6 protein-coding genes are annotated in these 13,848 nt (G+C 42.2%); 2 read left to right on the forward strand and 4 right to left on the reverse strand.

Features of this window, described 5'->3' with window-relative positions:
• The first annotated feature begins 294 nt into the window (after positions 1–294).
• Positions 295–2,325 carry a DUF3857 domain-containing protein gene (locus INQ51_RS18840; RefSeq protein WP_233379502.1) on the forward strand — a complete coding sequence of 677 codons (2,031 nt, stop codon included), beginning with the start codon at positions 295–297 and terminating at the stop codon, positions 2,323–2,325.
• Between the two features lie 72 nt (positions 2,326–2,397).
• Positions 2,398–4,308 carry a DUF3857 domain-containing protein gene (locus INQ51_RS18845; RefSeq protein WP_233379503.1) on the forward strand — a complete coding sequence of 637 codons (1,911 nt, stop codon included), beginning with the start codon at positions 2,398–2,400 and terminating at the stop codon, positions 4,306–4,308.
• 74 nt (positions 4,309–4,382) lie between these two features.
• On the opposite strand, the gene INQ51_RS18850 is transcribed toward INQ51_RS18845, so the two are convergent.
• The 4 genes from INQ51_RS18850 to INQ51_RS18865 all read right to left on the reverse strand — a co-directional run bounded on the left by INQ51_RS18850 (position 4,383) and on the right by INQ51_RS18865 (position 13,709).
• Positions 4,383–6,200, reverse strand: a complete 1,818-nt coding sequence (locus INQ51_RS18850) for a hypothetical protein (protein WP_233379504.1) — start codon at positions 6,198–6,200, stop codon at positions 4,383–4,385.
• A 33-nt stretch (positions 6,201–6,233) separates the two neighbouring features.
• Positions 6,234–8,891: a hypothetical protein gene (locus INQ51_RS18855; RefSeq protein WP_233379505.1), complete on the reverse strand. Its 2,658-nt coding sequence runs from the start codon at positions 8,889–8,891 to the stop codon at positions 6,234–6,236.
• 121 nt (positions 8,892–9,012) lie between these two features.
• Positions 9,013–10,584: a SusD/RagB family nutrient-binding outer membrane lipoprotein gene (locus tag INQ51_RS18860; RefSeq protein WP_233379506.1), complete on the reverse strand. Its 1,572-nt coding sequence runs from the start codon at positions 10,582–10,584 to the stop codon at positions 9,013–9,015.
• A gap of 11 nt (positions 10,585–10,595) precedes the next feature.
• Positions 10,596–13,709, reverse strand: a complete 3,114-nt coding sequence (locus INQ51_RS18865) for a SusC/RagA family TonB-linked outer membrane protein (RefSeq protein ID WP_233379507.1) — start codon at positions 13,707–13,709, stop codon at positions 10,596–10,598.
• Positions 13,710–13,848: the final 139 nt, after the last annotated feature.

A 13,848-nucleotide genomic window follows, 5' to 3' on the forward strand; every position in this document is an offset into this window, starting at 1 on the left:
CACCTTTTTTCTAAAATAATAAACAACGTAATCATATAAAAAGATTTTTTTCAACAAATTCAAAGAGTGCACTTCTATATAATTACGGAATTAATTGAAGATTCAAGTTTGCTCCGGTTTTACTTTTTACTTAAAAATCAATCCCGTGAATTTCGTTTATTATTCTGAAACAAAGCAGTAGAAAATAGAACTGGTCTAAATTGCTGACTTTTTAAAACAGTGTCTTTCCCGAATGTTTTTTTTTCTAACTTCAACTGTTTAAAAACTAATTTTTAACCAAGTAACCAGAGACTTATGAAAACTCTACTAATGCTAGCTCTTTTGTGTGTATTTTACATCACTTCTGTGGGGCAAAACAGCAAAATCAAGTTTGGAAAGATTGATGAGAGTGACCTCGAAATGCAGGTGTACGCGCCAGATACTTCGGCAGTGGCTGTTATCTTATTTGAAAAGGGGAAGAGTGAGATAAAATATGATCAATCGAACGGATGGAAGCTGCTTTTTACCAAACACCAGCGAATAAAAATACTGAAGAAAGAAGGAGTGAGTTACGCCGATTTTCAAATCGGACTGAGTTCAAACCAAAGCAATAGCGAGGAAGTTAATGGCTTAAAGGCTGTTACTTTTAACCTCGAAAACGGGAATGTGGTAAAAGACGAGCTCACCAAAAAAGATGTTCACCTGGAGGAAGTAAACAAGTATTACCAGCTTCAAAGTTTCTCGCTGCCCAATGTGAAAGCCGGTTCGGTTATCGATGTGGTTTATACCATCGATTGTAAAGCTTTTTTCCGGAATATGCGGCCCTGGAGGTTTCAACACTCTATTCCAACTGTATTTAGCGAATACGAAGTGCAAATTCCGGAATATTTCAGGTTCCGGAAGTTTACCTTGGGTTTTGAAAGTTTTACGCTTGCCGATGAGACTACCGTATCCGACAAAGTCACTTTAATGTCGAAGACAAGAGTTAGTAACGGGTCTCCTGGGGGTTTCAACACCGAATTCAACTCAGATATTGTAACATTCAATTCAGCCAGGTATCATTTTATTGCGGAGAATGTGCCTGATTTTAAAGAGGAAGCATTTACATCAACGGTTGATAATTACATTCAGCAGGTTCAGTTCGAGCTGCAATACGTCCAATTTCCGGGAGATAAATTATATTCCTATGCCGAGTCGTGGGAATCCATCAACAAAGAACTAACCGATGATGAAGACTTTGGAAAGATTGTTTTTGGCCCGGTGAAATTTCTTCAGGAAGAAACCGATGCTTTGATTGCCGGTGCAGGCAGCAACCAGGAGAAAGTGGAAAGATTGCTTTCGCATGTCCGTGCCAATTATAAGTTCAACGATTTCCGACGAATTTACTCCAAGGGACTTCGGAGTGTTGTGAAAGATAAAAACGGGAATGTGGCGGACATTAATTTTTTGCTGGCAGGTTATTTAAGGTCGGCCGGCTTCGATGTAAAACCTGTTGTTTTAAGTACGCGCGAGAACGGTGCCTTTATTTTTCCCACCGTAACCGGTTTTGATTATGTTGCTTTGGTTTGCGATGTTGACGGAAATAAGGTATTGTTAGATGCTGCCAACAAGTACAATGGAATTAACGAGCTCCCTTTCGAATGTTTGAATGGCAGGGGACTGATTATCGGGAATACCAACCCTGAATGGGTGGAGTTGATGGAAATCGGGAATTCGACCGCCAATTATATTGCAACGCTAAACGTAGAGCCTGACGGGAAGTTGTCGGGCAGCCTGGGGGTGGCACGTAATGGGTATTCGGCGCAGGCGTTCCGCGATAAAGTTGATCAGTTTAGCAGTGTCGAAAAGTTCACCGAAGATTTTGCAAAAGATAACCAGGACTGGGATATTGCTCTGCACGAGATAAACGGGTTGAGTTGTTTGGAACCCCGGGTGGTAGAAAAAATGGAGCTTTCGGTGGGCAATAAAAGCATCTTTGCCGGAGATAAAATATATGTTTCGCCCATTATTTTTAATACAATGGACGAGAATCCGTTTAAATTGAAAGAGCGAAAATACCCGGTTAACTTTGGGTTTACTTTTAAAGAAAATGAAATGATCGTACTCAATGTCCCCGAAGGGTATGTTGTGGATGAGTTACCCGAAGCTACCAAAGCAGGGCTGCCTGATAGTAAGGCCGTTTTTATGTTCTCGGCCAATAAAATCGGAGAAAAACAAATTCATATAACCACTTCTTTAACAATCAATAAACCGGTAATGCTCGCGGAAGACTATGTGAACCTGAAAGAGTTGTTCAATATGATTATTGAGAAGCAAAATCAGCAAATCGTTTTGAAGAAGATATGATTCTGAAATAGTTTATTTCGCCCGGGAGCTGTCCCTGAAGTTAATACTGTGCAACAATCAACCCAATTACCCATGAAAGTAAAACTGTTGTTTTTATCGCTTATCCTACTCATTGCCGTTACTGTAACTTCGGCTAAAGATGTATTTTATCCGGTATCGGAAATTGCAGCCAACTTGCTGACCGACGCAAATTCGGTTGTGAGAACCAGTGAAACAACGCTGGAAATTTTCTCAAAAACAAAAATCAGGTATTCCATAAAAGAGGTGATTACCATTTTTAATGAAAACGGGGAAGGCGAGGGAGTTTTGTTTATTCCTTACGATTCGAACAGTGAGGTGGATATTAAAGTGGCTAATTTTTACGATAAAGAGGGCGAACTGATCAAAAAAGTGAAGAAAAGCGAAGTGTACGACCAGACGATGTTTGATGGCTTTTCGATGTACACCGACGGCCGGTTTAAACGCATCACTCCCCAGATTAGTACCTATCCTTATACGGTTGAATATGAATGCACGATTGAACAGAAAGGGGCCATCGATTTTTACAACTGGATGCCTTGCGATGCTTACAACAAATCGATCGTATACGCCAGTTATAAAATTCTTGATTATGAAGATGAGGGGATCAGGATTAAACCGAACAAGTTGGTTAATACGGTTAAAAATGGAGAATTGGTTGATGATGTAAAAACCTACTTGTGGGAATTGGAAAACATGGAGGCACTGGAACATGAGCCGTTGACGGTATCGATGGTTAATTTTGTTCCGCGCGTGGTAGTTGCTCCCCTTACTTTTGAGTTTTACGGAACCAAAGGGAGCATGGACAGCTGGAAAGCGTTTGGAGATTGGGTATATAGTTTAATCGAAGACAGAAATGACCTGCCGGAAGACCGCGTGCAGTTTCTGAAAGAATTAACAGCTTCTGCAGATGATCCTGTGGAAAAAATAAAGCTGGTTTATGAGTTATTGCAGAAAAACACCCGCTATGTCAGTATTCAGTTGGGAATCGGTGGATTTCAGCCATTCCCGGCACAAAAAGTAGAGGAGGTAGGATACGGCGATTGCAAGGCATTGACCAATTACATGAAGTCGATGTTGCAAAGTATTGGCATCGAATCGTTCTATACGCTTGTTAAGGCCGGGGCAAACTCCGGCGAAATCGATGTTGATTTTCCATCCCAGAATTTTAATCACGTCATTCTTACCGTACCTGTTGAATCGGATACGATTTTTCTGGAATGTACCAGCCAGTTCTCACCCTTTGGCTTTCAGGGGAGTTTCACTTCGGAACGAAGTGCGCTGCTGATTGATAAAAACAACAGTCGCCTGATTCAGACAAAGAATTATGGTTTGAACGAGAACACCTGGAAAATGAAAGCTTCGATACTTGTTAACGAGAGTGGGCATGCGGTTGTAAACGATACAGTAGAATTCAACGGGCTTCAGTATGAATCCATTGAGAGAGACCTGCGGAAAACCCACGAAGATATAATTGAAGATGCCTATAAAACAAGTAATATTCCCGGGGCAAATTACCGTACGATTGCCTATGAAAACCGCCCGGAAAGAATTCCTTCAGCTACCCGGACACGCTTGCTGGAGGTTGATCGCTTTGCGACAAAAATGGGCGACCGTATGTTTGTGCCGGTAAACATTTTAAACAAGCACAGTTCAGTCCCGAAAAAAACAAGCGACCGAAAATTTCCGTTTAAAACGCGGTTGTCGTACCAGGATGAGGATTGCGTTACTTTTGTTATTCCGGAAGGCTACGAAATTGAATATTTGCCTGAACCTGTAAAAATTGAAACAGAGTTTGGTGCGTATCAATCTGAGTTGAAACACAGCCAGAACTCCATTGTCTATACGCGGAGAAGTGTCAAAAACAGGGGGGTATTTCCGCCTGAGAAATATGCCGATTATGTGGAATTTACCCGAAAAGTTGTGGATGCCGACAGTCAAAAAATGATCCTGAAGAAAAAGTAGTTTTTACATCCTCCGGTTGATTTTTAACAGGCTTATTTATGTACACGGTTGGAAACACGCCTAACCCGGAAACTCTATTTGTGTTTTCCGGTTTCGCGTTCTTCCCAGCCGCTTTTGCCTTCGTCCATATAAATCTCAACCAGCGATTTGGAAACACGTTCATCCACTTCTTCCACCAACTGAACCCGCAACGGCTGGGTTAGTTTTTTCTGCCAGTTTAATACTTCCCGGTAAGGAACTTCCGAATCGGTTTCATAAACCAGGTAGGCCCATTTTTCGGTGAACAAACTCCCTTTCATGGCCGGAATTACCTGCTGCATGTTCGAGCCCAGAAAACTTAGCGATAAGGCCCTGGCCCAGTATATCCAGGGGCCGGCAGTAATGTAGAAGTACGGATTGAGCAGGCGTGACCTTGATTCGAGCGAGGCATTGGCATAATCGAGCTGAATACCGGCAAAGCCAATCCCGGTGTTTTCGTTGTAAAAAGTGATCCACGGTATATCGGCTTCCATTTTCAGATCGGTAAGATCGGCCATGTTGGCAACATCGTAAGTAATCACTTCGTCTCTGATTACATCGTACCACGCGGCATGGGTCATCAATTCGCGTTTAAACACAATTTCTGCATTTCGCAGGGCAATGGTCTGAACGGTTTCGTTGATGCGCATGTTGGTGGTGCTTTCAAAATACGGAACGCCGGGATAGAAAGTATAGCGTACCGAAGCATCCACTTCGGGCATATTGCGCAGGTTTCCCCAAAATTCGGCAGTGGCAAGCACCGGGCCGGAGGTGGAATACATGTTCTGGTCGTGTTTCCAATCGGCAGTGTGTGTCCAGGCGCGGGGAGGCACATAAATTCCCGGGTTCCAGTGTATGGCTCCGTTTGTTTCCATCCGGTGAAACAAGGGCACTTCCGGTTTGGTTTTCAAGGTAAGCTGATCGAGATGCCCTGAGTTGGGATGAAGGACCGCATTAAAATAGTTGTTGTCGATCCGAAGTCCGGGAAGTTCTCCCTGAACTCGCAGATCAGTTTGCCAGGTTTTAGCCAGGGATTTTTCGTTGTTGTAGTATACCAGGTACACCTTGCTGCTTTTGGCGGGGACATTGGCCAGAAATGCGAGTTTGCAGGTAGCGGTAGGCATCCACAGTGGAATATGTCGTTTGGGCTGTCCTTTCTTATCCGGTTCGAGATCATCCTCAACGGTGTACTGCTGAATGTCGAATACTTGGCAGGGAACCTCCGTTAAACTGAAATTTTTCGGGTCGACCTCCACAACCCGGATCTCGCGTTTTAGGTCGTTCGCTTCATCGGGATAAAAGGGAAGCAACACTTCTACCGGTTCGTTTTCGCGATCAATTCCGGCAGTTTCACTCAGCACAAGCGATTTATAGTTCTTCCACGCTGTGTCAAAGGTCTTAGTCTGTTCCGGTGCTTTTACAATCCGGGTTGCCGATAAAAAGGTATCGTCATCCGAAGGTCGTGCCGATTTTTTTACCCGAACGGTAAGCGTAATTTCGTACGATTCTCCCGGATTCCATTTCATCCATCCGGTAATAACTGGCTGTTTGTACAAAGTATTGTCCTGCGATAGTGCATAGCCCGAGGGAGGGCGGTGCGTCAGCGCGGGTTTATCCAACTCTTCGTGAAGATCGCCTTTGTAGAGGTTTACAAAACGCATGGGTTTCCCGTTTACTGCGGCCTCCACTTCGATAATGGATGCTTCCGGCAAATCAAGTTTGGCAATAAAATGATAAAAAGGGATCGCCGGTACCGGATATCCCAGTTCCATGCTTTCAATTGTCAGCTTTGCTTGCTTTTCTTTTGCCTGGCTTGTTGTGCAAAAGCTAGCGAAGGTAAAAACTACCAGGATGATGTATAAGAAGTATTTCATTTGCTGTTGCTTTTAGTGTTGAAAATATCCGGTTTATTGCCGGGTGCTTATCAGGTTTCGGGCTCTGAGTTCATTAACGCCCTGTTCCCAGTAACTACCGCTTCCCCATAAATAATAGGAAAAGTACATGGTGGTTTTCTGAATGATCGGAGTCCAGGGTTGAAATTCCACATAATAGTGCGGTGCTTCCTGATTATCGGGGTGATTCATCCACATGTGCAGAAACAATGGTTGCGAGACAGGGAAAGCGCCAACAAAGCTGACTTTTGCCTGGGTATCGTATCCGGCATTCCAGCCTTCCTGCACCTGAATGGCCTGACCGTAGTATTGTTCCGGTCTCATGCGGTATTCCTTTAATCCATTGGTGGTTGGGACCGTAAAAACATCTTCGGTCCAGTGTTTCTCTCCCAGTTCCAGGATGGGTTGCGGCCCGATAACATTGGCTTCCGGATTTTTGAACGTAAGCGCATACCGAACTTCCAGCAGAGGCGAGTTTCCGTAAAGGGTAAAGGTTTTTTTCAGATGGTTTCCAAAGTAGTCAGCTTCCATTTCTACCCGCACAAAATCGCCCTCAGCCTTTACTAAACGGGCATTGTATATTTTGTGTGTTTCCATGCTTGCCTGCCCCAGAAAATCCTCAAAACCGCCGTAGGGATAATAACCGTATTTTCGAAACGGCTTTTTATCGTTGTAGGTTTTTTCGGGCCATATTTTAAACAGCACATTGTCTTTTTTGCTTTTCACGATGTATTCGATTACCCGTGCGCCGGTGCGAAGTAAGGTTACTTCCACCGAATCGTTTTCCATGCGGTATTCATTTATCCCATCGCTGTTTAAATCCATTTCGTAAGCATAGGAATTGCCGGTTTTTGCTCCAACTCCCAGTTGTCCCTTAAATTCAGTACCAAGTGCACGAACCTTAACTTCGTATTGTCCGGCATCCAGATGGAGGTTGAAATTTAACTCCTTGAAAGTTGAAATACCGGTTTGGCAGTTTATCGTTTGTTCAAATACCGCTTTGTCCGGGCTATTTTCTTTGAATACTTCCACGGTTACCGGAAATTCTTCTTTTTCCGAAAAGTTATGTACGGTTACCGGAAACTGAACCTCGGGTTCGTGACCGTATAGTAACTGATGCGCTGAAATAGCAGGAGGTAAATCAAGCATGGCAACGGTGTTCTTTGTTTCGTTCCCATGTTTAAAATGAACGGCTACGGGATTAGTCAACCCCATGGCTTGTTTGCTGATTGTAAGCGGAACATTGAATTGCCTGGATTCACCGGGCTCCAGCGAAACTGAAGCGTTGACGTTCCCGGCAGTTTCAATACCGGAAGGGAAGGTAAATGACAAGCTTCCGTTTAGGGGGCTGTTGGTATAATTTCGGAGCATCACTTGCAGGTTATATCCATTAACAGAAGCTTCCATGTCGATGTTATCACTGAAATAACTTTCAAGGAAATACCGGTCGAGATACAGCAATTGTAGGGCATTTCTGAATTTTGAAGGCCCCATCATCAGTGCATTTTCAAAAACGGCTACAGCTTTTCGGCTTAAAATGGCATCCCACAGAGCGGCTTGTGTAAATTCCTTTTCTTTTTCAACAAATAGCACCATTGAAGACGTCATGTTCCCGTTTAGCATCCCGGTTTTATTGATGAAGGGCATATTTTCGTTGTCGATCTGTTCTTTGTTGCCTTCAACGGCGATGTATCCGTCGAATTCGAAAGCATCGCAGGACGGGTCATAAACAGGGCGAAAGGCATAACCGCCTTTTTGATGTGCATAGTCGATCCATGCCTGTTTCGTTTGCATGTCCTGTACTTGCAGACCATCGTAATCTTTACATCCGTAAATGGGCGAAAATCCTACATCGGCTAAAACCGGTAAGTCGACTTGCTGCACCCATGTTTTTATTTCCTGTTGGGCGAGGAAATCCATGTATCCATCAAAAATAAACCAGCTGTTTCCTTCGTTCATTCCGCGGCCAATTAATTCCAGCGGATGACCTGGAGTGCAGGTAACGCTTTTTAGTAGGGTAGAGGCACCAAACCATCCTTTTTTCAGACTGAACTGTGTTAGTATTTCTTGGGTGTCAGCAATCAGTTGAACGAGTTGCTCTGCTTTGGTGTGATCGGCGGTTACAACGACGAAAAGATCTTTATCCCCGGCTTTGGAAACGAAAGCGTAAACCGGTTCAAAATCGGTTGCACCGAACTGATAGCTGTTTAATGCATCCGTCCAACCAAAAATAGCTTTTGCCTCTGTTTCCAGTTCTGCACCAAGAGGCGTTTCCGAGTTTATGATCGCTAGTACATTGGCATCGGTTGATTCTTTGGAAAGTTCTTCTTTTGAGGGCTGGTCAAAAACTTTACAAGGGTTTTGTAAAAGAGCGGAGATGAAGCCCTCCTGCATAAATAATCCGGGAATTCCCATGTCGTCGGCTGCATCAATTTTACTTTGCAAAATGGTGGGGGGGAGATCAGTGATGGCGGTTTTAAAAAGGCTTCCGTAGCGGTTCCACACGGTGTAATTGTTTTGCCAGTGGTTGGTGTAACCGTTGAACTCAAGTTTGTTTTCGATGGGCTTGGTTAGTTTATCCTGCTCTTTATTGCTCTGTCCGTTGGAAGAGAACGAGTTGAACAGGAAAAGAATAGAAATTACAGCTAACTGAATTTTAAAAGTTGATTTCATAAGCCTGGTGTTAAATGAAGTGTAAAAGAAAGGGGTAAAAGCCGAATAGAAAGAACGTAGAATAAAAAAGAAAAGGCCGCCACAATCAGGCGGCCTTTGTATCATTCAATGAATAAAAACATTAGAAGTTGGCACCACCGGTATCCCACCAAAGATGGGTTGCAATGTCGTCTTTGGCACCTGTTCCCATAGTCGCAACGGCAGCAGCAACTCCACTGGCGTTATTATCCCTTTCGCTTTGAATAAATGGCATTCTTCTTAAGAAATCATTAGCAGCAATCACACCCCAGTCAGAATTACTGTCATTTTTCGTATTGTATGGTAACTTGGGATATCCTGTTCTGCGGTGGTCGCACCAGGGTTCATTGGCATTCTGGAAATCATTCAGCCATTTTTGAGTAATAATTTTTTCCAGTTTCCTTTCATTGCTGTCGGCGTCATTCCATGCAGGAGTTATATCAGTACGCGACGTCCAGTTATTTCTTGAATCTTTTGGATCCACATAGTTGATTGGAGTACTGGTTGCATCGGCAAGATATTCGTCTACACCACCAGCTCCCCAGTCTGCAAATGAAGCTTTTACCCCATCTTCGTAGTTTGTTTTTGCATCTCCTGCTCCGGCCCAACCTCTTAGAGCAGCTTCGGCTTTAGCAAAGCAGACCTCAGCATAGGTAAAAGATCTTCTTGAACTAACCGATTTAAAATCACTTGAGGCAGTGGAATAGGCTAATCTTTGGTCTTTTGCTTCGAGCCATGCTCCACTATGTATTCCTTTGTATGGCCAGTCTGGATGATCAGGATAAAGCGTATTGTCGGTTGCCGGATCGAACATTTTTCCAATCCTGTTATCTTTCATTCCTACCATATATGATTCCATGGCTGCTCCCATACGTGTGTCGCCCCATTCAAAACAGATTACAGAAAGATACAGTTTTTCTCCGTAGAGAGATACAAGGAAATTATCACCGTTTGAACTGATCAACCCAGCCGGATCACTCAACGCTTTTTCTCCTTGTGCTTTTGCTAAATCTTTATCTACTTTAGAAATTCTTATGGCAAGACGTAAACGCAGCGAGTTTACAAGTTTCATCCATTTCTCGATATCTCCACCGTAGCTGGCATCAAACTTAGCTATTCCTGCATACTCCTTATTAGCTGCGAAAACTGATTGAATTTCATCTAAATCAGCAAAAAGGTAATTGTATAAATCTTGTTCGCTGTCATATATATTAGCTTCACCCTTAATACCATATTTAGAGTAGATAACTGGTCCATAGAAAGATGTAAGCTTTGAAATTCCATACACCTGAACCAATTTGGCCCATGCGGCGAAGACATCGTAACCGCCCTCATTGGCCATTTTAATTACCTGGGCACCTGGCGACATTATATTGTTATAAATACGCCCCCAGTTAGGGTTCCATGTAATATAGTATGTGGTATTATTTCTGCCTCCGACAAATGGAGTCGGGGTTCCAACGTGACGAACAAAGTTATCATGCGCAAGGTCTTCATGAATCTGACCTCCAAAAATATTATATAACATACCTTGAAATGGAGAACCAAGCAGGTTGAAGTCCTGTTCCAATTCGGTGTCTGAAATCAAATAATGATTTCTGTTTGCCTCTTCGAAATTATCGGTACATGCGAAAAATCCGAGAGCGAATATTACTATTAAAAATATCTTTTTCATGGTTCTTCAGATTAGAAAGTTACTTTTAAATTAAACCCATAGGTTCTGGTAGCAGGCACGTTAAAGTTGTCGAGCGACTGTGAACTATTATTGGTACTCATTGCTAATTCAGGATCGAACGGCGCTTTTTTGTAAAAAATGATCAAATTCTGTCCTACAAGTGAAACGGATGCTCCCGCTAAGGGTAGGTTAAGTTTTTTTACATCAAGCTCATAAGCAATCGATAATTGACTTAAACGAATGCTTGTTCTGTCGTAAACATAAGGTTCGAGAATACCATTTCTTCCACCGGTACCGCCACCTTCAGCATAATATTTGAACGGATCGACCTGACTAACGGCCTTACCGCTAGGATCAACTCCGTTTACTGGAACATAGCCTAGATCTCTTGCATAGCCTGATCGTTTACTAACACCCCATCCGTCAAGCATTGATTCAGTTTGACTAACCGACTTTCCACCAAATTTACCGGAAATAAGAGCTCCGATATTTATACGGTCAATCTGTATGTTGTTGTTCCATGAAAGCGTAAAGTCTGGCAATAAATTACCCAGATACCCCACAGACCAATCGTTTACATCATGTTTAACTGCAGTTTTTAACGGGCGGCCGTTTGCGTCGAGCATAATACGTCCCTGATCGTCTCTTCTGAACATAAAACCGTAGAGGTCACCGAAAGAACCACCTGCTCTCAGGAATGTTTCATAACCTTCTGAAGAGCCCATACCGATTATACGGCCTGGATCATCCGGATCTAGTTCAACAATCTCATTATCATTCGTAAAGAAGTTAAAGGCTGTAGACCATGTAACGCTGTTACTTTGAACCGGAATGAAATCAACAGTAAGTTCAATACCTTTGTTTACAATTTCACCAACATTAATATTTTGGTTTGTATACAAACCTTGTTCTTCAGGTGGTAAACTTACATTCAGGAACTGGTTTGTACTTTTGTTGTTATAGTAGGTAAAATCTGCACCAACACGTCCTTTAAACAATTTAAATTCAACTCCAAGCTCATTACTGGTTATCTTTTCAGGTTTCAAATCAGTCCATGGCTGTCTTAAGTTTCTGGTTATACCTCCAAGAGAACCAGAAATTGAATTATCAGAACGGATAGAATTCCAAGGTACCTCTTTAGCAGCCTGTGCACTTGAACCCCTCAATTTGAGGAATGAGATAAAATCAGGCAATTCAATTATATTATTAACGATGGCAACTAATCCAACTGAAGGATAAAAATAGGAAGGACCATCAGTTGTTCCGATAAGTGTTGAAGACCAATCGTTACGAGCAGAAACATCAAGATACAACATATCGTTATACCCCAGGTTAATACTACCATAAACCGATTGCAGAATGGTTTCACCACCCGATTCGGTTATTACAGTGTTGGTAGGATAGTTTTGTGTGGAAAATACATTCGGATACAGCAGCGTGTTTGTTCCGTTGTTTGCACTCATACCCTGCCAGTTATGTTTGCTGTAACTTGAACCAATAAAGGCAGTTAGATTCAGTTTGTCAAAAGTATTGTCATACTTTAACATCGCATCTGAATAAAGCTTGGTATCTGTACTGTTTGAGAACACATATCTTCCGTTTGCAGAAACGTTGGTAACGTTTGAGCCAGCCATATCTTTCTGTTTAAAACGATAGTCCACATATTCGTAGGTTCCCCTGGTAATAAAAGACACATGGTCACTTATGCTGTAGTCAGCAGATGCCATGGCAATAATTCTTTTATTCGTTTCTTCAATGGGTTCCATATTAATTATCCAGTAAGGGTTACTGATATGGTGGTCAACTACATACACATTTTGAAGCCACATGTTTCTGTCTTCATCAAAATATTTATAATTTGTTGAGTAGTCAGCCCAGTTCCTTTCACGTGGAAAATTGTACAGACCGGTAAGAGGATTAAGATAATATCCGGCAGCATTTCTGTTGTTGATTACTTCCGACGCAAGTATAACATTTGACGACAATGTCAATTTTTCATCTAACAACTTGGTTGATTGTTTAAATGAAACGTTGTTTTTATTGTATTCATTGTTGCGAATGATACCATCGGCCGAAGTATTTGAGTATGAGAAATACGCCGTTGTAACTTTATTTCCTCCACTAACGGTAACGCTATTTACTAAGTTATTACCAACTTGAAAGAAATCTTTCATCTGATCTTCAGAATAGTTGGTACCTCCTTTTGTTGTCGACCAGCTTTCTTTTGCTCCGTTTACTGCTCCATAATCAAACTGAAGTTCAGGATAAATCAAAACACTCTCAAAGGTGGTGGTAGAACTTAATGTTACTTTAGTTTTTCCTTCAGCCCCTTTTTTAGTGGTAATCAGAACTACCCCGTTTGCACCCTGACTACCATACAGGATGGAAGCGTTCAAGCCTTTTAATACGTTTATACTTTCGATATCGTCAGGATTCAATTGTGACAGGCCATCACCCGAATCGTTTCCACCCCACATACCGGGTTGCGAACGTTTGATGTTCATAATCGGGATACCGTCGATAACATATAATGGTTCACTAGTTCCACCTAGCGATTTGAAACCCCTGAGTACAACTCTTGTGGAACCGCCGGCTCCGGATGAACTCTTTTCAATTTCCAAACCGGCAGCCTGACCATTTAAGGCATCCATAAAGTTGATGCTTTTGGCTTTCAACAACTCTTCTCCTGATACTTGCTGAGAAGCATAAGTCAGTGTCTTTTTATCGCGCTGAATACCCAAAGCAGTAACAACTACCTCCTCAAGACTTTTAGTATCAACCAGCATCTGAATATTTTCTACCGCTTGTCCTGAATAGGTAATTTCCTGAGAAATCATGCCAATAAAGCTAAAAACAACAACATCACCGGTTTTTACATTATTAAGGACATAGTTTCCATCTATATCCGTAATCGTACCGTTTGATGTGTTTTGTACTACTACCGAAACTCCCGGGAGAGGTAGGTTGGAATCGTCAGTTACCTTACCTTTTAATACACCTTGAGCACTTGATCCTGATGCCAGGCAAGTCATTATTAGTGCATTTAAAATGAAAATAACCACTGATTTTTTAATCGTCAGCCATTTCAGATGGCTATGGCTGAGCATAGAGTAAATTTTTTTCATAAGTAGTTTATTAGTGAATATTTGGGTCAAATTACGGTGGATAGATCACTTTCTATTTTTGCGCTGAGGTAAATTTTTCTGATTTCTTGTTAATCAAGATTAATATTGGATTAATATATTTGTAATAGAATGTTTGTCA

This window comes from Maribellus sp. CM-23, assembly GCF_021354595.1.
Taxonomy (GTDB): domain Bacteria; phylum Bacteroidota; class Bacteroidia; order Bacteroidales; family Prolixibacteraceae; genus Draconibacterium.

Bases quoted from the DNA above. Each gene is read 5' to 3' on its own strand.
- INQ51_RS18860 (WP_233379506.1), bottom strand. From the start codon at position 10,584: ATGAAAAAGATATTTTTAATAGTAATATTCGCTCTCGGATTTTTCGCA.
- INQ51_RS18855 (WP_233379505.1), bottom strand. From the start codon at position 8,891: ATGAAATCAACTTTTAAAATTCAGTTAGCTGTAATTTCTATTCTTTTC.
- INQ51_RS18865 (WP_233379507.1), bottom strand. From the start codon at position 13,709: ATGAAAAAAATTTACTCTATGCTCAGCCATAGCCATCTGAAATGGCTG.
- INQ51_RS18845 (WP_233379503.1), top strand. From the start codon at position 2,398: ATGAAAGTAAAACTGTTGTTTTTATCGCTTATCCTACTCATTGCCGTT.
- INQ51_RS18840 (WP_233379502.1), top strand. From the start codon at position 295: ATGAAAACTCTACTAATGCTAGCTCTTTTGTGTGTATTTTACATCACT.
- INQ51_RS18850 (WP_233379504.1), bottom strand. From the start codon at position 6,200: ATGAAATACTTCTTATACATCATCCTGGTAGTTTTTACCTTCGCTAGC.